Source organism: Streptomyces sp. NPDC000878 (assembly GCF_053599695.1).
The window spans coordinates 1-23,287 of record NZ_JBSFMT010000111.1 but is presented as its reverse complement, the minus strand read 5'-3'; the positions used below and the strand labels follow the sequence as shown (position 1 = coordinate 23,287).

Here is a 23,287-nt window from a genome sequence, read left to right as displayed (position 1 = left end):
CTGGCGCGCTCGCACCGCGCCAGCCGCCCCGACTTCCCCTTCACCTCTTTGCGAGATCAGGAGAACACCAGCATGCCCCGTCTGCCCCTCACCACCGAGCGCCTGGCCCTGTTCGGCACCTTGCTGAGCGTCTTCGGTGAGCTGCACCCGTTCTGCGACCACTGGGTGCAGGGCTCGAAGACCGCGTCGCGCAAGCGCCTGTACGGCGAGGACCTGGTCTACGCCGACGGCACCCCGGCCGACCCGGACTCCCCCCACCCGACCATGACCGAGAGTCAGCTCGGCAGGCGCGCGGTGGCCTGCCACGTCGCCTCCTACACCGCCGTACAGCTCGCCGCGACCATCGCGGTCACCCGGGCGTTCGGCTACCGCGTCACCCCTGGCGCGCTGCTCGCCGGCACGGTTGTCAACGCCGGGACGCACGCCGCGATCGACCGCGGCGCGCTCCTGCTGTGGCTGGCGAAGAAGACCGGCAAGACCGGCTACATCGAGCACTGCAAGGCCGCCCGCGTCGACGACAAGGGCCAGGCCACCTCGGAGCTGACCGGCCCGGGCAGCGCGTGGATGGAGCTGGACGCGGCCCTGCACCGCGCGATCGGCGCCGGCGCCGCCGCCGTCACCACCTGGCTCACCACCCGCCCCCGGTCCCGCCGGTGACGGCCGCACGGACCCGGCTGGAGCGCGTCCGCGCAGCGGTCGGCATCGCCCAGCTCGCCCTCCAGCAGATCGAGGACGACCTCAAAGCAGACGACGTCGACCAGGCGGAGCTCGCCGCGATCCTGCGCGAGCTCATCGAGGACACCGACCCGCCCGGCGGACTCATCCCGGCCCTCGCGCAGCTGGTCACCGCCGCCGCGCGCCGGGCTGAGCAGATCGAGCCCGACCGCGACGGCGACGCCTCGTGCCCGCTGCACGAGGCCGCCGCCCTGATCACCGACAACGCCGGGCAGCTCCTGATCTGGGCAGCCCGCGCCCTTGACCCCCAAGGAGAAGCCGAATGACCGCCCCTCTCTACCCGGACCTGCCCGCGAACGCGCTCCTGGTGCTGATCGGAGCATCCGGCGCTGGTAAGTCCACGCTCGCCGGAACCTGGCCGGAGCACCAGGTCGTCAGCCTCGACCGGCTGAGGGGCGTCATGGCCGACGACTGCGGCGCGCAGGAGGCCACCGCCGATGCCGTCGACGCGATGCACCTGATCGTGGACCGCAGGATGGCCCGCAGGCTCAACACGGTCGTCGACGCCACGTCCGTCTACGCCAAGGACAGGGCTCCACTGGTCGACACCGCGAAACGCCACGGCATGCCGGTCATCGCCGTCCTCGTCTCCACCCCGCTGCCGGTGTGCATCGAGCGGCAGCAGGACCGGCCCGCCAACCGGAGCGTTCCCGAGGACACGGTCGCCGCCCAGCACCGGGCCATGGCCCACTCCCACTCGAACCTGCGGGCGGAAGGCTTCAACGAGGTCTTCTTCTCCGACACCCTCTACCGGCTGGAGCCCTTCCTCAGCCAGATCAGCGACATCCGGATCCGGGAGCTCGGCACGGGCGGTAGCGACGGTCTGGGCGACCTGATCCTGCCCCGCCGCTTCTTCGGCCCCGAACTCCTGCCGCTGTGGCGGTGGAAGGACGGTTCCACCCTCGCCGGGGACGACCGCGTCGCGGAGATCCGCATCGGCCAGCAGTACCTCACCCTCGCCCTGCGTACGGACATCGACGACGAAGGCAGCGTCGGCTTCGAGGTCCTGCTGCCCTGCCCCTTCGCCCTCGACTTCGGAGACGAATGCGAGGGCGAGGCATGGGCACCGGCCTACACGGTCACCGACCTGTGGAGTGCGCTCACCGGCGACCGCGACCAGGACCCCGACATCGTCTGCACCGTCCACGGAGGGTGCGACGACGTCGACCAGGAGGCCGACGACCACGCCGCCAACAGTGGTCAGGAGGACGACCCCGCGGGGCACGCCGACCTCGAGGCACAGGCGATGGAGGCGGTCCACGGATGACCACCGAGCCCGCCACCAGTACTGATTCCGGCTGGGACCAGGCCATCTACCGGTGCGGCCGGTGCGGCGTCGAACACACCGTCACCACCGAGGACGCCTACCTCCAGGCCGTCGGTGTCCACAACGACGCGCACGCCGTGTGGGACCGGCTGAACCCCATCGAGCGGGACGGCCTCGCCTCGATCCTGAGCACGATCCTGTCCGCGCCGGACCTCGGAGCCGAACTCCTGACTCTCGCCCGGCGCCAGAAGAATCTCGACGGGGGCACCGGCGCGCGTCAGTAGGAACTCGCCACCTGTCCCGTACCCATCACCCCTTGAAGCGGCACCGAGGACGCACTCGGTGCCGCCAGCCGTATCCGCCGCGCGCCGGACGACTGCCCGCACGAGCACGAGACGGTCGGCGGCACCGTCACCTGAGCAGTACCCGGCAACCCCCGGCCACTCCGGCCGGGGTCCGCCCTCGCTGAAAGGAAGCCGATGCAACCGCTGAACCTGGCCGCCGGCACCGTGTGCGTCCTGGTCGGCCCGCCCGGCTGCGGCAAGTCGACCTTCGCCGCCGGATACCCGGCCAGCTGGCGCATCAACCGCGATCTCTACCGGCTGGCCGCCACCGACTCCGAGGCCGACCAGACCGCAACCCCGGTCGCCACCGAGATCCAGAACCTGCTCCTGGACGCACGGCTCGCCCGGAACCTCCGCACGATCCTCGACTCCACCAACATCGAGCCGCACCTGCGAGCCGGACTGCTGGCCCGCGCCCGCTACTGGCAACGCCCCACCATCGCCGTCCTGTTCGACGTCCCGCTCGCCATGGTGGAGGCACAGAACGCCTCCCGCGACCGGGTCGTCCCGGCGCACGTCGTACGCGACCTCCACGAGCTGACGCCCACCCGCGAGCAGCTGCTCGCCGAAGGCTTCGGCACCGTCCACCTCGCCTCCGAGCTCGCCACGGCGGGAGCTGGATTGTGAGCAGGGCGGCACCCGGCCCGCACCCTCACCCGCTTACCCCGGCCGAACTCCCGGCCTGTGACGAGTGGTGGCACGGCTGCCCGTCCTGTCACCTGCCCATCCAAGGCGGCGCCGCCGGCCTCGCCGCACACCGCCGCACGGTCCACACCCATGCCGGGGATCCCCGGCAGCCCATCACCATCCGGCTCGACCACTGAGGAGTCCACATGGCCGCTACCGCCCAGCCCAGCACACACGACACGTTCACCGCGCTCACCGCCTGCTTCAGCACGGACCTCGCCGCGCTCATCAACGAGGACCTGTCGCCGGGCGACATCACCCCGACCGCCTTCATCGACCTCGTGGAGCGCGGCATGTACGCCTTCTGCACCGCCAACCGCGACCACCTGAAGCGCGCCAGCGAAGAACTGGACTACGCGCTCGGCGAGCTCACCGACGCGCTGACCCTCACCGGGAGCGACCAGCGCGATCGGCTCGCCCGGGCGCGTACACATCTGCGGTACGCGCTGGAAATCACGCGCTGACCCCGCGAGTTGAGCGCACTCTGTGCCGCCCCGGCCCCGCCATCTGCCGGGGCCGGGGCGGTCGCAGTGGCCCCTCAACAACGAAGGGAGTTGGACGTCATGGGCCTGCCCTACTACGAGGTGGACGTCCCGATCAGCACCGCCGCAGGACTGAGCGGTGTGCACGTCTTCACCGGCCCCGCCGACAGCCGAAGTGCCGCCGTACGGATCGCGCACGAGGTCTACGACGCGGCACGCGCCGCACAGGAGGCCGGACTCGAGGTCCCCGGCAAACGGCCGGACGGCTGGGGAGCCCGCGGCTACCGCCCCGGCTGGGAGCTTGACTGGCCCGCCGCGACCGCCGACCGCTGGAACAACCCGTACCGCTGGGTCCGCGCCGCCGACGACGGCGACTTCGACCTGTAGCTCCGCCCCGGGACAGCCGCTCTGCTTGCCGGCTTCGACGGCTGCCCCGGGCCCAACCCATCCCGTACGAGACGAGAGGGAGATCCTCAGTATGGACTCCGTCCTGCGCACACAGGGCCGGATCGGCCCGCGCACACTCTTACTGACCGCCGCAGCCGTGCCGTTGACCGGCTGGACCGTGCACGCCCTCGTGCTGCACCGGCGCCTGGCGGCCAGCCGCCGCGACCCGCTCACCGGGCTGTTGCGACGCGACGCCTACACCGTCCGGGCCCGGCGGATCCTGGCCCGCCACGGCGACAACGTGGCCGTGGTCATGATCGACGCCGACCACTTCAAGGACATCAACGACAACCTCGGGCACGCGGCCGGCGACGCCGTCCTCGCCGCGTTCGGCGCCCGGCTCACCGCATGGGCGGGACCGCACGCTGCTGTCGGCAGGCTCGGGGGCGATGAGTTCGCCGTGGTCCTGGAGATGCCCGCCGACCGCCGCGCGCACCGCCTGGAGCAGCTGGTGCGGATGCTGCACACGCCGGTCACCATGGACGACGGCCGCACGGTCGACGTCGCCGCCTCGGTCGGCGTCGCGACGCCGGACGCGACCGGCGTCCGCGACCTGTCGCAGCTGCAGCGGGCCGCCGATGCCGCCCTCTACGAGGGCAAGCACTCCGGCCGCGCGCACCTCGCCACCAAGGAACACGCGACGGTGGCGTCCACCAACGGCCGACGGGCCGGCCGCCCGGGCACCGCTTTGTGGGGGCGAGCCGCATGAGCGTGGCCGCCCTGCCCGAGGGCGACTGGGTCCGCGGCATCACGATCCGCCAGCCCTGGGCGACCTGCATCCTCGCCGGGAAGAACCCGGAGAACCGGCCCGTGCACTGGCCATGGCGCGGCTGGATCCTGATTCACGCCGGGCAGAAGCTGGAGCGCCCCGCCCTGCGTGACCCGCTGGTCGCCTCCGCGATCCGCGGCCGCGAACTGCACCTGGGCGCGGTCATCGGCATCGCCCGCCTCACCGGCTGCCACCCCGACCAGGGGCCCGAGAAATGCACGAGCCCCTGGGCGCGGCGCGGCGCGCACCACCTGGTCCTCGCCGACGTCCAGGAGCTCGCCCTGCCCGTGCCCGCCACGGGCGCGCTCCCGGCCTGGAAGCCGACGCCGGACCTGCTGACGCACGTGTTCCAGCAACTACCCGGCTTCCGGCCGTGACGCGCACGGGACGCAAGAAGGAGAAGCCTCAGTTCGAGCCGGGCCTGATCCCGGCTCCCGGTGAACTTCTCGACTGGCGCGACAACCAGCACTTCGACCGCTGGCAGGACCACCCCTGCGCACTGTGCGGCTGGCCCACGCCCATGCGCTCCCACTCCGGAGAGCCCGTGCACAAGGCGTGCGCCGAGGACTGGATCACCGCCAACCCCGTTGAGGCCCGCCTCGGGCGGTTCGCCTCCGACGCCAAGCCCAAGTCCAAGGGCCACGGCGACGACCACGCCTGATCCTCCCCCGGAGGCTCCCATGAGCAGCACCCCACACAACGCCGTCGACCACACCCTCGTCTACCCCGAGCCGCCCGCGCACCCGAACTGGCGCCGGCGCGGCACCGGGAAGCCCCGGCCACTCACCACTGCCCAGCAACAGCACAACCTCGAGCTCCTGGCGCTCGCGCTGCGGAAGCCGAGGGCGGCGGCATGACCAACGACTGGCAGCAGGCCCTCGCCGCCGAATCCCGCCCGGTCCGCCCCAGTCCTCTGGAAGAGCTCGCGGCCGCGTGCCGTGTCACCGCACACCGCGCCCGTGACAAGGGTGACCTCGCCGAACTCCTCGACGCGATCGGGGCGCCCACCGACGAAGACACCCTCACCACGCTTCTCCCCCACCTGCCCGACACCGCCACCACCGGAGACCTCATGACCACCCAGGCCGCCGCCCCCACCGCCAACGCCTACGCCTCGGTCGCCGCCGACATGCTCACCAGCGGCGACAGCCCCGACGACGTCCGCACCACGCTCGGACTGTCCGACGACGAACTCGCCGCCGCCGTCCAGCAGACGGAAGCCGCGCTCGCCCAGGACACCGACACCCAGTACACCGACGGCGGGCAGACGGACGGCACCAGCTCCCCCGAGCCGGACCCCGCCAACGCCGGGCACCCGGCGTCCGAGACGGGGATCGAGGCGCTGCTCGTCTGGGGCGAGCAGCACGCCACGAAGGGCGTACAGGCTCTCGCCGCCAAGGCCCGCACCGCCCTGGCCGAACTCTCCGTACGCCGGGACACCGAACAGGCCGTCACCGAAGCCGAAAGCCGCATCGACCGTCTGGAGCGCGACCTCGCCCGCGCGAGGGAGGAACTGAGGCAGGCCAAGACCGGCAAGCCCGCCCCGGCCACCGCCCCGGCCGTCAAGGGCAAGCTCAGCAAGAAGCAGCTGGCCGCGATCCGGACCTGGGCGCGGGCCAACGGCTACGAGGTCGCCGACCGGGGCAACCCGGCCAAGAAGGTCATGGACGCGTACGCCGCCGCCAACCCCACGACGTCGGAGGCGGGCAACTGATGGACGCCATTCCCCTCGCCGTCGACGGCTACCTCACCGCCGAAGTGGTGTTCGGCGAGCAGGACGGCACCGCGTGCTGGAGGCTGACCTGCTCCCCCACCGACCGGCTGGTCGACGACGTGACCATCCCCTGCACCAGCCAGGACCCGGAAGTCGTGAACGCGCTGGCCACCGAGTGCCGCCCAGGCGACCTGCTGCGCGTCACCGGACACCTCACCCTCCCGGACACCGCCGGCGGAGGCCTCCACCTCCAGGCCGACACCCTCGAAATCCTGTGGGGAGCACCGGAACTGGACGGCCCGGAGGACGACGACGCGGCCATGGACGCCACCCAGACCGAGACAGACCGCAACGCCGCGATCGACGCCTTCGCCGAAGCCCTCACCGGCCTCGCCGGACAGCCCGGCCCGGAGGCGAGCATCCGCGTCCACATCAGCCCGACCGGCGCCCTCGGCACGGGCCTGGAGCACTGCCACAGCATCGACATCACCCCGGCCCGCGCCCACCAGCTCGCCGACCACGCCGACGCCCTGAACCGCTACCCGGACAGCCGGCACCCGGACACCGACACTGTCCTGGACCCCCAGACCATCGCCGACCTGACCGATCTGTTCGAGGACATCGATCTGACCGACCTCACCGGTGCCGTCCTCAAGTCCACCCGGCCCGAGCACCGGCCGAAGGTCACCCAAGCGATCGACGTGAGCCCGCAATCCCGGACCTCCCTCGCCGGGCAATGCACCGTGCTGGAGCGCTTCCCCGCCGGAAGTCCCCGCGGGTCGTGGCCGGCGGAAGAGTACGCCGCTGCTCAGCGCGCCCAGGGCATCGACGCCCAGGTCGTGATGGACCTCGGCAGCGACCAGTTCCTCGTGGTCACCACCGTCACCGGCACCCGCGAGGACAAGCTTCAGCAGTTCGACGACCTCCTCGCACCGAGCCTCCCCACCAGCTGAACCACCCCGCCCCGGACCTGTGGGGCGGCCGTCGACACCGCTCCGGCCGCCCCACAGCACCACGCGTCCGCCGATGCCAACACCCCACGAAGGAGACCCTCATGACGGACAGCCCCACCCAACTCGCCCGGCTCCGCTTACGGATGCTGGCCAGCGCCTACTGCAACGCCGACTTCTGGACCCGCCGCAACGCCTACCTCACCGACCAGGCCGTGGCCGCACTCGCCCGCCGCGACGTCGTCGCAGCCGAGGACCTCGCCACGCAGCTGCTCCACCCCGAGTACATCCACGACACCCAGATCCTGGGCGCGGCCGTGGAGGCCGGCATCGACACCACCACCTGGGAGGAGCGGCGCGAGAAGACCCAGGCGTACGCCCGGGACGCCGACCAGGTTCCGCCGTGCTTCGACCCGACCACCGAGGCCCACCGGCTGTGGGCCTCCCTCTACAGCCACTACCCGCAGACCGCGGCCGCGCTCGCCTACTACCTCGCCGACCTGCCCGCGACCTGGCGCGAGGACCTGTTCACCCGCGACACCAACTTCACCCGCCTGCCGTCCGAGGAACGTCCCGGCCTGGAGACCGCACCGTACGACGACCGGTCCTGGGAGGACTGCGAGGCCTGCCTCGAAGCCCAGGACCAGTGCCGCTTCCACAAGGGGTTCTTCGCCGGCATGGAGTACCAGGCCGACCTGGTCAAGACACTACTGACCGACCCCATCGCCCAGGAACACGTCCAGCAGCGCCACACCGAACTGGAGCACCTGGGAGTGCAGAAAGCGGCCGCCACGAAGGCGGCCGCCTCCGCCTGATCCCCGCCGGGGCGGCCGCCCATCCCGGCTTCGGCCGCCCCGGTCCCGCCACCTGCGATCGGTGCGTCGACCGGGAAGGCGTGGCGCCCCTCAACCGCGTCGGCCCGGCGTGGAGTTGCGGAATTGTTGAAGCAGCTCAAGGGCCGGAGGACTGTCCGGATCAAAGCCGTGGATCCCATCCAACTCGGCGGGCACGTACGGCCCCCACAGGCGGGCGCCATGGCACTGGAAGCAGAAGGCGATCTGGAAGAGCAGGTCGGTGGCGCTGTGCGCACGGATGCCCCAGCCCGGGACGAAACAGCGGTGCAGCTCACTGTGTGCAGCAGAGGTGATCAACGTCAGGGCGTTGCTGACCTGAGCGGCCTCCCAGATCGCGACATCGTCACCCACCAAGTTCGCGGCGCTGAGATGCCTTATCGGGTCGGTGATGCGGACGACCTCGATCAACTCGGTCTTCTTCTGAACGGGCGGAAGCATCATGCGCAAACACTCACTGATCAAGGCGCCGCGCACCAGAGGCAAGCAGACCCGGCGACAGCCAAGATCCGCTTGGTCCGGAAAGAGGCAAGTGGGCTCACTGAACTCCTTGCCCGAGAACTCCGGGCGCGTGGCCGCCACTCGAGCAGCTTCATGTCCATCTGCCGCGCGTGCTCAAGACGCCCGACCGCGCCCGGGTGGCTTGCTCCGGCGGGCGCCCGGGCCATCTGGACGACGGCCCGCCCACACACGACGATCAGGACGCTCACTGATCGTGCACGACAGAACACGCCCACCGCGCTGGCCGGGCTGTCCCGGCACGGCCAGCGCGGCACACCATGAGGGGAAACGCGATGGCGCGTGAGTGGAAGAACCAGCAGGACAAGGACTCCTTCCAGGCGTGGGTGCTGGCCACCAACTGCCTGCTGTACGAGGCTGACGGCGGACCCGACGTGAACATCGGTGCCGAAGACACGCCGGAGAACGTGCCCCACGAAGTGGCCGTTCAGATCAACTACGCCCAGAATCTGATCCTGGAATGCGACGGCGACTTCGAACGGATCCGCGCTGCCGGCCGTGCCTGCCAGCAGGCCGCCGCCGAACGTCAGAAAGACCATCCCGGCCGAGCCCGCCAGGATGCCCGTGCCGCCGACTTGTGCGAGCGGGCCGCCCAGATGGTGTTAGACGCCGGCGCGGCCGTCGACGACCGCAACCGGCGGCACCTGCTGGCCCATTGCCAGTACGCCAGCACCATGGCGACCCTGGGCGGTATCCCGGTTGTCGCCGACGACGCCCAGAACGATCTCGAGCAAACCCTTCGCGAGATCGACGCCGAACCCGATCCCGCGGATGGCCTTCCCGACCAACTCCGGTTCGAGGGCACCACCTACGACCCGGCCACCGGCCGCTTCCGGATCGGTGAAGGCGCCGACGGAGTTGCCGCCCACTGGCGGCTCAACACCCCCGGCGCCGGCATGGAACACGGCCTCATCCTCGGCCCCGCACAGATCGGCAAGAGCAACGTCCTGCGGCTCGTCCTGGTCGAAGCCAGCGTGCAGCCCAAGTTCGCCATCTGGATGGCCGACCCCACCGACCGCCACCACTTCCCCGGCTTCCTCGAAGGGATCGCCACCAAGGTGGCCACCAGCCCCCGCGACAGCATCCAGCTGCTGCGCGAGGCCGTACGGGTCATCTACTCCCGCACCAAACGCGGCCACTTCCGGGTCACCGGGACGGTGGGGCCGATGGCGGCCCGGCGAGGCTGGCCGGTGCGCCCGCCGGTGCGGCCTCTTGTTGTCCCAACTCGTTGACCTACGGGGCGTGCAGGAGCATTCGGGGGTTGTTTCGGCTTGAGTTGCTCCACGCTGTGCGAACGGGCTGGGACGCTCGATGCGGGGCACCGGGATGGGGCGGTGCCGGGTGGCGCTTGGAAACAGGTGAGGACGAGCATCGTGCGCTCGGTACGCGGCTTCGAACTTGTCTTGTCGATCCGTGCGTTGGGGCATGTTGTTGCTGACCGGTGGAGGCGGCCATGGCGCGCAGGCGGGGAGCGTGGGTCGGATCCGGGGTAGCCGGCGCTGGCGCGTTGATGGCAGCGGCGCTGGGACTGGTGACCAACTACGCGAGTTCGACGGTGCCGAAGTGGGCCGCGCATGCCTACGTGGTCTGGCCGTTGTTCGGCTTGCTGGTGGCAATCAGTGTCGGACTGCTGCTTTGGGGACTGCGCCTGAACGGTGGTGGGCCTGAGGTGCCGCTTACGCCGGTGGACCGGTTGGCCGCAACTCGGCACGGGTCCCTGGTGCGCCCGCATGTGAACGGGGTTCGTGGCAGGGGCACGGAACTCAATACGTTGACCCGAATGTTGAGCCGCCCGCAGGGCCGATTCACAGTCGTGTGCGGAGCCGGCGGACTGGGCAAGACGACGTTGGCCGCGCAACTCGCAGCCCAGGCTGAAGAGGCAGGCCAGGCAGTCTTCTGGGTGCCGTGGCGCGGACCTGTGGATCTGGCCCAGCAGTTGACGCGGGCCGCGGTGAGATGCGGGCTGCCGGAGACAGACCTGGTGTCAACTCGGGCCGGGCAGGAGAGCCTGCCCGACGTGGTCTGGCGGCAGTTGGAGCGCTCGAAGCGGTGGCTTGTGGTGATAGACAACGTCGACGAACCGCAGTCGGTCGGCCCGGATGGTGAGCGGGTGGCGGGGTACCGGGGCTGGATCCGTCCCCATGGTGGAGGTCTGTTACTCGTGACCAGTCGAGATTCTGATGGACAGTCCTGGGGGGCGAGTGCCGATCTGCTGAGGTTGGAGCCCTTGGCCGTGTCGGCTGCGGGGCAGGTACTGCTGGATCTGGCTCCCCATGCCGGCACGGAGGAACAGGCACAAGCGCTGGCGGCCCGCTTGGGCGGTTTGCCGCTGGCTCTGCATGCTGTCGGTGTCTATCTCGCTGTCCCTACCCGCCGCTACCGGACCTTCGACCGATATCGCCAGGCCCTGGACACCGAGTTGTCCAACTTGTTGGGAGCCGAGCACCCTGACGCATCCGATCCGGACGTTGCGCGCACGGTTGTCCGCCACACCTGGGACGTCTCCCTCGACCAGCTGGACGCGGAAGGCTTCAGGCTGGCTCGCCCGCTGCTGCGGATGTTTGCTCTGCTGGCCCAGGCACCCATCCCCCTGTCCTTGATCACCCCTGAGTTGCTGGCCACTGCGACAGGAGGAGAAGCAACGGTCGTCGGTATGGAGGACGCATTGGCGGGCCTCTACCGCTTCGGTCTTCTCGGCCTGCAGGACCCCGCCACCATCAATGAGTTGGAAGTGGCGTATGAGGACACCGCTCAGGTAGTACTGCATTCCCTTGTCCGGGAGATCAGCGCACTTTCTCTCGCTGCCGAGACCACCGATCTCGCGCGCTGGCACCAGGCCCTCATCCTGCGGCTGATCACAGCCGTTCAGGACATCGAGGCTGCCGGACGCTCCGGCTGGCCCGCTGCCCGCCTTCTTGCTCCTCACATGTCTGTCCTGCTGCAGCGCAGCACCGCAGAGACCTCCCCCGGCGCGCTGGCTGCTGTTGAGAGCCTCGCCGACGTGCTGCGCGCCGCCGGCAACCACACCCTGGAACGCATCCTCCGCCAAGAAGTCCTCGACGACCGCGCCCGGATTCTGGGCTCCGATCACCCGGACACCTTGATGCGACAAAACCGTCTTGCCCTGGCCTTGGACGATTCCGGAGAGCATAGGCAAGCGGCCACCCTGCAGCAGCAGACGCTCGACGCCCTGACCCGTGTCCTGGGCCCCGACCACCCGGACACCCTGGCCAGCCGCGGCAACCTCGCCGCTGCCCTGTACTCGTTGGGCGAGTACGCGCAGGCAGTGGACCTGCACCGCCAGACCCTCAGTGACCGCATCCGTCTGCTCGGCCGCGACCACCCCGAAAGCCTGACCAGCGGCAACAGCCTTGCCACCGCCCTGTACGGGATGGGCGAGTACGGGCAAGCAGCTGACCTCTACCGCGTGGGGTTCAACGACCGCGTCCGCACCCTGGGTCCCGACCACCCGGACACTCTGGCCAGCCTCGACAATCTCGGCGCTGCCCTGAACGCGATGGGTGACCATCCGCAGGCGGTGGACCTGCTCCGTCGATCTCTCAGCGACCGTATCCGTGTTCTGGGTCCTGACCACTCTCGTACTGCGGCCAGTCGCCACAACCTGGGCGTTGCCTTGAGCGGCATGGGTGACCATGCGCAGGCAGTGGACCTGCTTCGCCAAGCGCTCGACGACCGCATCCGGCTCCTCGGCCCCGATCACCCTCGTACTGCGGCCAGTCGCCACAACCTGGGCGTTGCCTTGAGCGGTATGGGTGACCATGCGCAGGCGGTAGACCTGCTTCGCCAAGCGCTCGACGACCGGACCCGGATCCTCGGCCCCAACCACCCTCTCACTGCGGCAAGCCGACAGCAGTTGGAGACGGTACTGGCGGCCTCTCCCCCGGCACGCCGCCGACGAGACCGCCAGCCGCGCCGTGGGCAACCACCAACCGGATCGTGACGTACTGCCGCCAACACCGTTTCGCCGCGGCGGTTGAGCGCACGGGAGAGGCGGCACGGAGATGGGACAGACATCGCTTCGGACATCCTCAGCGATCCGGGCCCCTCCCCCGGCAGCTATTACGGCGTAATAGCGCAACGCAAGCGGGGCCATAGTTTGCGACACCCGCACTGATCTTGTCCCGTCTCAGGTACGCCTCGGCCAGGCGACCGAGGCGCGTGCTGGCACCACAGCCATTACCGCGTAATAGGTTGCGGTCTCCCTTCAGGGAGACTGACGCCTCAACAAGTTCCCATAACTAACGTGTCGATGCTGCTAAGGATCATGGGCGTTAGTAAGGTGTCCTTCATGAGTTCTCCAGCCACCTCCGGCGACCGCGAGAAGGTCGTCTCCAAGCTGCCGGGACGGCTCCGGCAGAACCTCAAAATCAGAGCCGCCCAACACGGCATCGAGATCCAGGCCGCCGTGGAACAGGGCATCGCCGACTGGTGCAACCTGGCCTCCACACCCGCCACGATCGACACCGCGGGCGCCGAATCCTTCTCCACCTTCCTGCCCGACGGCCAATGGGAGACGTTCCGAGGCGTAGCCACGGACCGAAGCGTCTCCTTCACCCAGGGCCTGGCCCAGGCAGTCCAGTTGTGGCTCGACGCCAACCCCGCCCCGCACGTCGAGCGTCCGGCGATCACCCGGCGCATGGTCGTCTGCAACCAGAAGGGTGGCGTCGGAAAGACAGCCATCACCGCTGGTGCCGGCGAGGCACTGGCCGAAGACTCCAACACTCTGCACCCGGTACGCGTCGCCAAGGCACTCACGAAGGCTCTTCGAGCAAGCGCAACCCGATCCGATGAGTCCGAGTCGGCAGGAGACGACCCTCTCGACATCGAGAACCTCCCGGGCCCCGGACTGCGTGTGCTGCTCGTCGACTTCGACCCGCAGTGCCACCTCACCAACCAGCTGGGCGCCAACCCCCTGCCGATGAACGGGGACAGCCTCACCAACCACATGGCAGGCGATCCCAAGGGCGACCTCCGTGACCTCATCGTCTCCATCGACGACGAAAACTTCGGCGGCCGGCTGCACCTCCTGCCTGCCTGCAACGACGCATTCCTGCTCGACGTGCGTCTCTCCGCAGTGCGGGCCCGTGAAGCCGCCCTGGAACGTGCCCTCGCTCCACTTGAAGCCGAGTACGACGTCATCCTTGTCGACTGCCCGCCCAGCCTCGGCCTCAGCATGGACGCCGCCGCTTACTACGGACGCCGCCGTGACGGTGAAAGGCCCGGCCAGTCCGGTGCCCTGATCGTCGTCCAGGCCGAAGACAGCTCCGCCGACGCGTACGGCCTCCTCACCAACCAGATCGACGACCTGCGCGGCGACCTCCAGATCGACATCGACTACCTGGGCATCGTCGTCAACCTCTACGACGGCCGCCGCGGCTACATCGCCACCTCATCCCTCCAGGGCTGGGTCGACATAAAGGATCCACGGGTCGTCGGACTCATCGGCGACCTCAAGGAACAGAAGGAGGCCGTCCGGATGAAACAGCCCCTGCTGTCCTATGCCCCGAAATCACAGCAGGCCATCGGCATGCGCGCCCTGGCCCGGGAGATCTCATGAGCAAGGCCGACAAGCTCGGTGCCGGACGCTTCGGCGGGACCCAGGCCGTCAGTGCACGCCGCCAGGCGGTCGCCGCCGCTACGGGCGTGCCTACCGAAGGCATCGCCGCGCCGACCGAACTCCCGGTCCACCGCATCAGCCTCAACCCCGACAATCCCCGCACGACCCTGGGCGACCTCACCGACCTCGCAGGCAGCCTGACGACCCACGGCCAGAAGCAGGCAATCACGGTCATGAACCGCGACGCCTACATCAAGGCCAACCCGGAGCGCGAGGGTGACCTCGAACCCGACACCACCCACGTCGTCGTCGACGGCAGCAGCCGCCTCGCCGCCGCACGCGAAGCACAGCTCAACACCGTCAAGATCATGGTCAGCGACGACCAGGGCACTACTTCCGAGGAACTCCTCGAATCCGCCCTCGTTGCCAACATCCACCGCCAAGACCTCGAAGAGCTCGACGAAGCCCGAGCGCTCCAACGCCTCCTGGCGATCCACGGCAGCCAGACTGCCCTGGCCAAGCGGCTCCACCGTTCCCAGGGGTGGGTCTCACAACGCCTTGCCCTGCTCAACCTCACACCCGAACTCCAGGCCAGGATCGGCGAAGAGCCCATCGACCTGCTGCGAGCGGTGGGAAACAAGCCGGCTGCAGAGCAGGAGACCGCGCTCAAGGACCTGAAGGAGGAGCGAGCCCGCAAGGAAGCGCTGAAGAAGGAGAGCGGCCGAAGGAAGCCAGGAAGAAGCACTGAGCCTGCGGCCCGGGAGACCGCGAACTCCGATTCCTATTACGACGTAATAGGAGACGACGCGCCGAACAGCTCACCATCGAGTGAGCAGACAGGGCAGGCCGCTGACGACCGAGCACTCGCGCAGGCGGTACCGGAGCCCCGGACAGACTCCTCGGCACCGGCCGTTGCCGAGAACAGCACCGACGGGGAACGGCCAGTCCGCAGGCTGCCGTACGACCAGCCCGGCTCCCTCGCCATGCTCCTGGACTCGAAGATGGCGGATGACGCCTTCTTCGACCTCATTCGGTTCTTGAGTGTCAAAGGACTGGAACGCGACCCTGCCCGACTTGTTGAGCTCGTGAAGTCCTTCGAAAAGCAGGCCGCCACCAAGTAACTGCATCAACGCAGTGCGGGGCCAGTCTCCGAACCGGCAAGCTGGCCCCGCTGCGGTCACCGACCCTTGACTGGCCCAGAAATCCACAACGCCATCAGACGCATATGTCTACTGTCGTGGTGTGCGAGATCCGTGGGCTGAACTTGCCCGCTCCCTGGACAACTTGCGGGCTGCCTTCGACGACAGCTACGCGGCAAGCCGAGGCCTGAGGAAAGAGTCTTGGTCGGCTGCCCGGGCTCATGGCGGACGGGGTCAGGGCCCGCCCAGAACATCGTGGGTGCCGATACGGCGCCAGACGATGTGCGGGACCCCGGTGACTATCTCCGGGCCGTACTGCCAGGTGGCGCGGCCGTTGCCAGCCCAGGTGAGTTCGAAGACGCCGGGTGCGCGCTGGACACGCTTGATCCGTAACCCGGGGCGGAACTGGCGGCCGGACCGCAGATCGGGCACGAAGGCGTCCAGGACGACGCGACGGAAGCGTTGGCGCTGGGCGGGGGTGAGGTGCTGGAGGTCGGCGGTAAACCGGGGGAGTGTCTCGTAGGTGGGCACGGTGTTCTCCAGGCAGCACGACGCAGCCCCCGGCGGTTGCCGGGGGCTGCGGGGTGGTCGGGGGGTGAGGGAGGGGCGGTGCTGGGTGGCCGTCGGGGTGGTGTTGGTGGGTGCCGGTGGTGGGGTGAGGTGATGATCCGGAGAGCGTTGACACTGGCTGGCCGGCCGGAGGCTGCTTCCCGTCTGACGGGCCCCCGGGAAGAAAGTTCGGCCGTTGCTCCCGCCTGGCGGGAGGGAACACTGATCGTCCTTTTCTTGCAGGTCAGGGCCGTGTGGCGTGGTCTGCGTGATGGATATAGCGCTGATCACCGCCGGGCAGATGTACCGCTACTACTTGCGCCAGGTCCTCGTTGGCGACGGCCGCCGACCGGGCCGCAAGCCACTTCGGAAGGCGCAACAGGACGCCGGAGTTCCGGTCGGCAGATGGATAGGGCGAGGCCTGCCCGCCGTCGGTCTCGCGCTCGGTCAGGAGGTGACCGAGGCACAGCTGCGTTCCCTGTACGGCGAAGGCCGGCACCCGGACGCCGAACGGCTCGTAGCCGAGCAGCTGGCAGCAGGGAAGACGCCCAAGGCCGCACGCCGGGCCGGTGCGCTCGGTCGGCGGGTGAAGGTCACCGGTGCCGATCTCGTGTTCCGGCCGCAGGCGACCTTGCAGTTGCTGTGGGCGCTCGGGGATGAGGTGACGCGGAAGGCGATCGAGGCCGCGCACGAGCGGGCCATCGCCGTGGTGCTCGCCTGGATCGAGGACAACGCCGCCGTCATCCGGTACGGAGCTGGCGGCCCCCACCGCACCCGTCCCGCGCACGGCCTGGCAGCCGCCCGCTTCCGCCACTACGAGGCCCGATCCGGAATGCCGCTGCTGCACGACCATCTCCTTCTGTCCCTTCGGGGCCTGCGTCCAGACGGTGTCTGGGGCGCGGTGCACTCCGAGGCCCTGCTGGAGTCGGCCGTCGCCGCGTCCGCGCTCTACAACGAAGTCGTGATGATGGAGGCGTGCGAGGCGCTGGGGCTGGCCTCCGAGCCGCGTACGGTCACCGCCGGGCGGCGCCCGGTCATGGAAGTCGCCGGCGTCCCGCACGAACTGATCCGCTGGACTGCCCGCCGCGGCGAGCAGATCGCCGCCTGCCTCACCGAGCTGGAGCACGAGTACGTCACCGCCACCGACGACGACGGCAACCTGAAGTTCGCGCCCGTAGTCTCCGAGCGGGCGAGGGCGCGACTGAACCGGATCGCCGCCCGCAAGACCCGCCCCGCGAAGCCGAAGCCCCGCTCCCTCGTGCAGCTGCGCGCGGACTGGCGGGACAGCGCGCGGGCCTTCCTCGCGGCCGGCGCCGACCTCATCGACTCCCTCCTCGAGCGCGCCCGCACGGCAGCCCGGGCGATCCGGGCCCGGGTCGCCGCCGTCGTCGACGTCGGCCTGGCTGCCGCCGCCGTCACCGCCACCGTGTTCGTGATGCACAAGGACGGCTACTTCCACCGCCGCCACCTGCTCGCCGAAGCCCGCCGTCACCTCGCCCTCGTCCAGCGCGGCCAACGCCGCGAACCCGGCCTGGACGCGACGATCGTGGACGCCGCGCTCACCGCGCACTGCACCGACATCACCGAGGCCCGCACCGAGCGCGGCCGCAGCCCGGACTACCGCCTCTACACCGCCCGGTGGGCACCCCCCGGCCCACCACCCGCGCGGCGCCGACCTGCCGCCGCTCCCGACCACGACGCCGACCGCGAGCCGCCCGCCGACCCGGCCGGGCCGCTCCTGCCCGTGGAGCCGGGGGAGTGGGACATCCCGCGCGTGCCGCTGCGCCACGACCGCGCCGTCATCGCCAGCACCGTCCTGAGTGCCCGGCTGCGCACCGCCCGCCGTACGGGCCGCGACCCGTACGACGTCTTCGCGCACCAGCAGGCGGCGATGCCCGAGCAACTGCTCCTCTTCGGCCAGGAGGAGACGTCCGTACGGAAGAAGGCCGAGCCTGTCGTCGACGTCGCCGCGCTGCGCACCGACCTGGAAGCCCTGGAGCTGACCGCCGACCAGATCAGCCGCCTCGGTCGCGCCGGGCAGCGGCTCGCTGCGCTGCGCAAGGACGCCAATGAGCGTGCGGACCAGGCCGCCGCCGACAGTGCACCGAGTGCGCAGGATGCCCCGGCCGCCGACCCGAGCAGCCAGCAGCACCAGCAGCCCGGCCCCGAGCACGGACAGGGCCGTGGACCGGGTCCGCGGCTGTGACCGCCAGGAGCAGGTCGGTGGGATCCGTCCTGCGGGACGGGGGACGAAGTCGCGGGGCCAGTCGTCGGGACGCGAGCGGCGGGCGGCGGCGAGGGTGCGGGGACCAACACCTTGAGCACGGAGGCCTCGTGATGGACCCGACCCGGCTGGAGCTCTCGCCGGAGCGACTGCGACAGCTCAAGCACCTCGTGGAGGAGATCCGGCGGCGCCAGGCGGCCTACCCGCCTCCGAAGCCGCCGTCGCGCCGCCGCCGGACGCGGCAGTACCCAAGCGGGTAGCCGAACCCGCCGTGGCAGCCCGTGCGTCACTGCGGTGGCTATGTACGTGAGTTGGGGAGGCGTTTGTTGGTGGGTGTGGGAGGCGGTTTGGTGTCGTGAGGGGTGATGTTCCCCAGTTTTGAAGGCAGTTGGGGCCTTGTGGTGGGACGATCGGTGTGCTTCTCCCGCTGGGGGCCCGGATGCGCATGTCGGCGAGCAAGGTCGAGTTGTACGCGGCGATCCGCCGTGACCATCGTGCTGGTCTGTCGATGCGCGCTCTGGAGCGCAAGTACGGGGTGACCTGGCGGACGATCCGCAGGGCACTGGACTCGCACTGGCCCGAGCCGCGCAAGCAGCAGACGCCGCGGGCGAGCCGGTTGGATCCCTACAAGCTGGTGATCGACGGGATGCTGGAGGCGGACCTGGACGCGCCGGCGAAGCAGAAGCACACCGTGAAGCGGATCTTCGACCGGCTGCTGGACGAGCACGGGGCGGACGGGATCTCCTATCAGATGGTCCGTGGCTACGTCGCGGTGCGGCGCAAGGAGGTCCGGTGGGAGGCCGGCCGCGGGCCGGAGGAGGTGTTCGTCCCGCAGACCCACATTCCCGGGGACGAGGCGGAGGTCGACTTCGGCGATGTCCACATCGTGCTGGCGGGGGTGCCCACCCGCTGTTATCTGTTCTCGCTGCGGCTGTCGTTCTCGGGCAAGGCGGTGCACCGGGTGTCCGCCTCCTGCGGCCAGGAGGCGTTCTTCGAAGGCCACGTGCACGCGCTGGACGTGCTGGGCGGGGTGCCTCGGGGCAAGGTGCGTTACGACAACCTGAAGGCGGCGGTCGCCCAGATCCTGGGGTTCTCGCGGCAGCGCACGGAACCCGAGCGGTGGATCGCCTTCCGGTCGCACTGGGGCATCGAGAGTTTCTACTGCCGTCCGGGCATCGAGGGCGCCCACGAGAAGGGCGGGGTCGAGGGCCAGATCGGCTACTTCCGCCGCAACCACTTCGTCCCGGTCCCCGAGGTCGCCACTTTCGCCGAGCTGAACGAGATGGTCGACGAGTGGGACCTGCAGGACGAGCGCCGGCGCATCCGGGCACGGCCGAAGACGATCGGCGAGTACTTCGCCATCGAACGGCCCCGGCTGAAGCCGCTGCCCGACGAGCCGTTCGAGACGGGCCGCTGGTTCACGCCGCGGGTCGACCGCTACGGGCAGATCACCGTCCGCACCAACCGGTACTCGGTGCCGGTGAGGCTGATCGGCAAGACGCTGCGGGTGCTGCTGCACGCCTCCGAGCTGATTGTCTTCGACGACGGGCGGGAAGTCGCCCGGCACGAGCGGCTCAGCACCCAGGGCGGTGCACGCCTGGTCCTGGACCACTACCTGGAGGCCCTGGTCCGCAAGCCGGGCGCGTTCCCCGGCTCGACCGCGCTGGAACAGGCCCGCGCGGCGGGGAAGTTCACGCCCGTGCATGACGCCTGGCTGGCGGCGGCCCGGGCGGCCCACGGCGACCGGGAGGGCACCAAGGCCCTGATCGAGGTGCTGCTGCTGGCCCGGCACATGAACCATGAACATCTGGTCGCCGGGCTCGCGTCCGCGCTGCGGGCCGGCGCGCTGACCGCGGACGCGGTCGCGCTGGAGGCCCGGAAGATCGCCGACGGTGACGCGCACGGTCAGGCGGTGCCGGCCGCCCCGCCGGATCAGGGGCCGGAGGGACCGGCAGGGGCGACGGTCACCTTCCTGACCGACTGGCGGCTGGCCCATCTGCCGCCCGACACCCGGCCGCTGCCCTCGGTGGCGGCCTATGACCAGCTGCTGCGACGCCGTGGCGGGAGTGCTCCGAGCGAGGGAGAAGCGACATGAACGCCAAACGCAACCGGGGGCTGACCGAGGAAGCCGCGACCACCGCGATCGACCAGGCGTGCCGGATGCTGCGGCTGCCCACGATCCGGGGCCAGTTCCCCGACCTCGCCGAGTCCGCGTCCCACGAGCAGATGTCCTACCGGGGTTTCCTGGCCGAGCTGCTGCTGGCCGAGTGCGACGACCGGGCCCGGCGGCGTTCCGAGCGGCGTATCAAGGCGGCCGGGTTCCCGCGGGAGAAGTCGCTGCGGGCCTTCGACTACGACGCGAACTCCAGCATCGACGCCGCGACCATCAACACCCTCGCCACCTGCGAGTGGGTCCGCAAGGGGCATCCGCTCTGCCTGATCGGCGACTCCGGCACGGGCAAGTCCCATCTGCTGATATCGCTGGGCACGGAGGCCGCGATGAAGGGCTACCGGGTGAAGTACGTCCTGGCGACCAAGCTGGTCAACGAGCTGGTCGAGGCCGCCGACGACAAGGTGCTGGCCAAGACCATCGCCCGCTACGGCCGCGTCGATCTTTTGTGCATCGACGAGCTCGGCTACATGGAACTCGACCGCCGCGGCGCCGAACTCCTCTTCCAAGTTCTGACGGAGCGTGAGGAAAAGAATTCTGTGGCGATCGCTTCGAACGAGTCGTTCGGCGGATGGACGAAGACCTTCACCGATCCCCGGCTCTGCTCCGCGATCGTCGACCGCCTCACCTTCGGCGGCAACATCATCGAGACCGGCACCGACTCCTACCGCCTGGCCCAGACGAAGGCCCAGGCCGAACGCGCCGCCGGCTGAACCATGGACACCCTCACCGACCTGGTGTCGTTCTTCCACGACCGGCTGGACGAAGAGACACGCGACGCCGCCCTCTTCCACGAACTCGACTGCCCGGACTCACACAGGACCGGGCACGTCAGCTGCGCTTGCCCCTGCCCCGCCCGGATACTCGACCGGATCGACACCCTCCGGGTCCTCTTTCGGCGCTGCGAGCAGCGGATCAAGCAGGAGGCGGAAGGGGGCCCGTGCTGGCCCCTGGACTCGATCCTCGCCTTCGCGAGCATGAAGGCCCTCGCACAGCCCTTCGAGCTGCATCCCGACTGGCGGGACAACTGGTATCCCTGACCGGTCTCTTGGCGGAACAGCACAAATGTGATGTGGAGGGCGGTCCGGAGCCGGGTGAACGGGCGGCGGCCGCCATTCGAGCCGGCGGCCGCGTGCCCCGTCCAGGTGGCCATCCCCCCCAAATAGGCCACTGGAGCACTCCCTCCAGGCAGCCGGGGGCGTGGTCCAGCCCGGCCTCGAAGATGCCCCGAGGGACAGGCCGGGCTGTCGGCGGCTTCCGCGGGAGAGGAAGGCAAGCCCGGCGCTCCTGGGTGCGCCGCAGGCTCACTCTGCTGCGGGATAGACCCTCTCTGACGCTTCCGAGGAAGCGGGAGGGCTGACTCCAACCTAGGGCCATACCGCCGGACCGACTCCCCACAATCGGGAACTGTTACGCGAAACGACTCAATTACGCCACCGTCCGCACCCGGCATCCGCACACCTGTGCGACATCAAATCTCATCGATGTTGACCATCAAACGAAGTGCCGGATGACTCCCAAAGTCACCAACAAACGCCTCCCAGAGAAACCATCACAGCCACTGCGGGCGCCGCCGGGGATGAACCGAATGACGTGGTGCGCACGGCACCCGGCGATGAAGCGCATCGCGCGCACCGGTGCGCGCACCGGCGATGACGTTCGCTCCCGGCCGCCGCGCTGGTGCGCATGACGGTGCGTCCATCGTCGCCGCGATGCACGACGTCCCGGGAGCGCACGACATCGCGATGGCCAGCAGGAAGTAGCGCGAAGATCGATCATGGTTGTGCGCTGGGGGTCAGCTCCTTATCCACGTCGGTCTGGATCGCCCGAATGAGGCTCTCAAGTGGATCCTTGCCCAGTGGGAGCTCGGCGTCCCTCAGCGTCAACAATTCTTCTCTCAGCGGGCCTTCTGCGATGACCAGTGCCCGGGCGATCTGTTTCGACCAGTCGTTCGGGACGCCAGCGGCAGAGCCGTAAGAGGCTGTCTGTCCTGCTTCCAGCAAGGGGCTGTATACGGCGCGTTTGTGCATCTGGAAGGCGGCGAAGCGCTCCCACCGATCAGCCGCATGCTGGCGGTCCGACGTTTCCTTCAGTTGCTCCAGCTCCGCTTCAGCTCGCTGCTGGGCGACACCTTTCGTTGTTCGGCTGGTGATGAACGAGCCGAAACCGCCTGATGCTCCTGCGATGAGAGCGGCGGCTGCGACCACCCAGTCTGAAGCCATGAGACAGCCTCTCGTTGAGCGATGGATCGTTTCTTCGTGGCAGACGTGGTCGGTAGCCCGCTGGCGCTGCATAACGATTGCCCGCGCCGGGCTTGGCCGCATGCCGAAGCACTCTGAATGGCGTACTGCCACCCGCGCGGGCGGCACGCGCTCCCCAGTCCCGCAGCGCGGACAGCAGGACGCACCCGACCTCGTTCAGGGCGAAGGAGTCACCACACGGGTCGGCGTCGTCCGTCACGGCCGTGACGGGGAAGATGACGTCTTCCGCCAGCCGCAGCAGGGCGAAGGACAGTTGACCTCGATCGGCGACGGCCATGCGGTCTACGGCTGCACCGGCGTCCTCGCCGCCCTTCTGCAGCGCCAGGACGTAGTCGAAGGCGAGCTCCACCTGCTCGGGGGTCAGCGGCGTGCGGGGCGGAATCTGGTACGGCATAGGGGTCTCATCAACGGGTTCGTCGCCGTGCCGATCACGGCGACGAACCCGATGCTCAGGCCGTTCCCCTGTGGATAAGGTCCGGAGATCTCTCCCTCGCTCCAAACCTGGGAGCCGAGCGGACGCGTGCCGAGATTCAGGTGGTCGCGGCGATGCGCGATCGGGAGGTGCGCAGGGTCGCCCTGCGCGCCAACGGGCTCAGCACGT

General features: G+C 69.6%; 27 protein-coding genes. 24 read left to right on the top strand and 3 right to left on the bottom strand.

The window, feature by feature from the left end; all coding sequences use genetic code 11:
* The 15 genes from ACWDR4_RS46855 to ACWDR4_RS46785 all read left to right on the top strand — a co-directional run.
* Window positions 1–657 (top strand): hypothetical protein (locus ACWDR4_RS46855; RefSeq protein ID WP_450417918.1); only part of this gene is annotated, 657 nt, incomplete at its 5' end.
* Entirely contained in the window at window positions 654–1,001 is a 348-nt protein-coding gene (locus tag ACWDR4_RS46850; RefSeq protein WP_450417917.1) for a hypothetical protein, read from the top strand. The genes ACWDR4_RS46855 and ACWDR4_RS46850, both read left to right, overlap by 4 nt.
* Complete coding sequence (locus ACWDR4_RS46845) at window positions 998–2,002, top strand: AAA family ATPase (RefSeq protein WP_450417916.1); 1,005 nt, start codon at window positions 998–1,000, stop codon at window positions 2,000–2,002. Before ACWDR4_RS46850 ends, ACWDR4_RS46845 begins: the two co-directional genes overlap by 4 nt.
* The gene (locus ACWDR4_RS46840) at window positions 1,999–2,286 is read left to right on the top strand and encodes a hypothetical protein (RefSeq protein WP_450417914.1); all 288 of its coding nucleotides are present in this window, start codon (window positions 1,999–2,001) and stop codon (window positions 2,284–2,286) included. Before ACWDR4_RS46845 ends, ACWDR4_RS46840 begins: the two co-directional genes overlap by 4 nt.
* Window positions 2,287–2,481: 195 nt before the next feature.
* Entirely contained in the window at window positions 2,482–2,973 is a 492-nt protein-coding gene (locus ACWDR4_RS46835) for an AAA family ATPase (RefSeq protein WP_450417913.1), read from the top strand.
* The gene (locus ACWDR4_RS46830; protein WP_450417911.1) at window positions 2,970–3,170 is read left to right on the top strand and encodes a hypothetical protein; all 201 of its coding nucleotides are present in this window, start codon (window positions 2,970–2,972) and stop codon (window positions 3,168–3,170) included. Before ACWDR4_RS46835 ends, ACWDR4_RS46830 begins: the two co-directional genes overlap by 4 nt.
* A 9-nt stretch (window positions 3,171–3,179) precedes the next feature.
* On the top strand, window positions 3,180–3,497 hold the full coding sequence (locus ACWDR4_RS46825; RefSeq protein WP_450417909.1) for a hypothetical protein: 318 nt from the start codon (window positions 3,180–3,182) through the stop codon (window positions 3,495–3,497).
* Between the two features lie 99 nt (window positions 3,498–3,596).
* Complete coding sequence (locus tag ACWDR4_RS46820; protein WP_450417907.1) at window positions 3,597–3,902, top strand: hypothetical protein; 306 nt, start codon at window positions 3,597–3,599, stop codon at window positions 3,900–3,902.
* A gap of 91 nt (window positions 3,903–3,993) precedes the next feature.
* A complete protein-coding gene (locus ACWDR4_RS46815) occupies window positions 3,994–4,671 on the top strand; it encodes a GGDEF domain-containing protein (RefSeq protein ID WP_450417905.1) in 678 nt (225 codons plus the stop codon).
* Complete coding sequence (locus tag ACWDR4_RS46810) at window positions 4,668–5,108, top strand: hypothetical protein (protein WP_450417903.1); 441 nt, start codon at window positions 4,668–4,670, stop codon at window positions 5,106–5,108. Before ACWDR4_RS46815 ends, ACWDR4_RS46810 begins: the two co-directional genes overlap by 4 nt.
* Complete coding sequence (locus ACWDR4_RS46805; RefSeq protein ID WP_450417902.1) at window positions 5,105–5,392, top strand: hypothetical protein; 288 nt, start codon at window positions 5,105–5,107, stop codon at window positions 5,390–5,392. The genes ACWDR4_RS46810 and ACWDR4_RS46805 overlap by 4 nt, the downstream gene beginning before the upstream one ends.
* Before the next feature lie 19 nt (window positions 5,393–5,411).
* Entirely contained in the window at window positions 5,412–5,588 is a 177-nt protein-coding gene (locus tag ACWDR4_RS46800; protein WP_450417901.1) for a hypothetical protein, read from the top strand.
* The gene (locus tag ACWDR4_RS46795; RefSeq protein WP_450417899.1) at window positions 5,585–6,445 is read left to right on the top strand and encodes an Lsr2 family DNA-binding protein; all 861 of its coding nucleotides are present in this window, start codon (window positions 5,585–5,587) and stop codon (window positions 6,443–6,445) included. Before ACWDR4_RS46800 ends, ACWDR4_RS46795 begins: the two co-directional genes overlap by 4 nt.
* A gap of 701 nt (window positions 6,446–7,146) precedes the next feature.
* A complete protein-coding gene (locus ACWDR4_RS46790) occupies window positions 7,147–7,398 on the top strand; it encodes a hypothetical protein (RefSeq protein ID WP_450417921.1) in 252 nt (83 codons plus the stop codon).
* Between the two features lie 101 nt (window positions 7,399–7,499).
* Entirely contained in the window at window positions 7,500–8,210 is a 711-nt protein-coding gene (locus ACWDR4_RS46785; protein WP_450417897.1) for a hypothetical protein, read from the top strand.
* 90 nt (window positions 8,211–8,300) lie between these two features.
* Here the strand turns inward: ACWDR4_RS46785 and ACWDR4_RS46780 are convergent, their stop codons facing one another.
* Complete coding sequence (locus ACWDR4_RS46780; RefSeq protein WP_450417896.1) at window positions 8,301–8,828, bottom strand: hypothetical protein; 528 nt, start codon at window positions 8,826–8,828, stop codon at window positions 8,301–8,303.
* A 212-nt stretch (window positions 8,829–9,040) separates the two neighbouring features.
* Here ACWDR4_RS46780 and ACWDR4_RS46775 point away from each other — a divergent pair, with 212 nt between their 5' ends.
* The 4 genes from ACWDR4_RS46775 to ACWDR4_RS46760 all read left to right on the top strand — a co-directional run bounded on the left by ACWDR4_RS46775 (window position 9,041) and on the right by ACWDR4_RS46760 (window position 15,464).
* Window positions 9,041–9,997, top strand: a complete 957-nt coding sequence (locus ACWDR4_RS46775) for a hypothetical protein (RefSeq protein WP_450417895.1) — start codon at window positions 9,041–9,043, stop codon at window positions 9,995–9,997.
* 278 nt (window positions 9,998–10,275) lie between these two features.
* Window positions 10,276–12,726, top strand: a complete 2,451-nt coding sequence (locus tag ACWDR4_RS46770; protein ID WP_450417894.1) for a tetratricopeptide repeat protein — start codon at window positions 10,276–10,278, stop codon at window positions 12,724–12,726.
* A gap of 348 nt (window positions 12,727–13,074) precedes the next feature.
* Complete coding sequence (locus ACWDR4_RS46765; protein WP_450417892.1) at window positions 13,075–14,343, top strand: ParA family protein; 1,269 nt, start codon at window positions 13,075–13,077, stop codon at window positions 14,341–14,343.
* The gene (locus ACWDR4_RS46760; protein WP_450417890.1) at window positions 14,340–15,464 is read left to right on the top strand and encodes a ParB/RepB/Spo0J family partition protein; all 1,125 of its coding nucleotides are present in this window, start codon (window positions 14,340–14,342) and stop codon (window positions 15,462–15,464) included. The genes ACWDR4_RS46765 and ACWDR4_RS46760 overlap by 4 nt, the downstream gene beginning before the upstream one ends.
* A gap of 252 nt (window positions 15,465–15,716) precedes the next feature.
* Here the strand turns inward: ACWDR4_RS46760 and ACWDR4_RS46755 are convergent, their stop codons facing one another.
* Complete coding sequence (locus tag ACWDR4_RS46755; RefSeq protein ID WP_450417888.1) at window positions 15,717–16,013, bottom strand: hypothetical protein; 297 nt, start codon at window positions 16,011–16,013, stop codon at window positions 15,717–15,719.
* A 289-nt stretch (window positions 16,014–16,302) separates the two neighbouring features.
* On the opposite strand from ACWDR4_RS46755, the gene mobF reads away from it, so the two are divergent.
* The 4 genes from mobF (at window position 16,303) to ACWDR4_RS46735 (ending at window position 21,465) form a co-directional block, all read left to right on the top strand.
* Window positions 16,303–18,237 (top strand): MobF family relaxase, encoded by a 1,935-nt coding sequence (mobF, locus tag ACWDR4_RS46750; RefSeq protein WP_450417887.1) that lies wholly within the window; start codon window positions 16,303–16,305, stop codon window positions 18,235–18,237.
* Window positions 18,238–18,700: 463 nt separating this feature from the next.
* Window positions 18,701–20,350, top strand: coding sequence for an IS21 family transposase (istA, locus tag ACWDR4_RS46745; RefSeq protein WP_450417920.1), 1,650 nt, complete (start codon window positions 18,701–18,703; stop codon window positions 20,348–20,350).
* Window positions 20,347–21,138 (top strand): IS21-like element helper ATPase IstB, encoded by a 792-nt coding sequence (gene istB, locus ACWDR4_RS46740; RefSeq protein WP_450417886.1) that lies wholly within the window; start codon window positions 20,347–20,349, stop codon window positions 21,136–21,138. Before istA ends, istB begins: the two co-directional genes overlap by 4 nt.
* 3 nt (window positions 21,139–21,141) lie before the next feature.
* Window positions 21,142–21,465, top strand: a complete 324-nt coding sequence (locus tag ACWDR4_RS46735; RefSeq protein ID WP_450417885.1) for a DUF6221 family protein — start codon at window positions 21,142–21,144, stop codon at window positions 21,463–21,465.
* Window positions 21,466–22,200: 735 nt separating this feature from the next.
* Here the strand turns inward: ACWDR4_RS46735 and ACWDR4_RS46730 are convergent.
* Window positions 22,201–22,647 carry a hypothetical protein gene (locus ACWDR4_RS46730; protein WP_450417883.1) on the bottom strand — a complete coding sequence of 149 codons (447 nt, stop codon included), beginning with the start codon at window positions 22,645–22,647 and terminating at the stop codon, window positions 22,201–22,203.
* A gap of 100 nt (window positions 22,648–22,747) precedes the next feature.
* Between ACWDR4_RS46730 and ACWDR4_RS46725 the strand changes: the two genes are divergently transcribed.
* The gene (locus ACWDR4_RS46725) at window positions 22,748–23,158 is read left to right on the top strand and encodes a hypothetical protein (protein ID WP_450417881.1); all 411 of its coding nucleotides are present in this window, start codon (window positions 22,748–22,750) and stop codon (window positions 23,156–23,158) included.
* Window positions 23,159–23,287 lie beyond the last annotated feature (129 nt).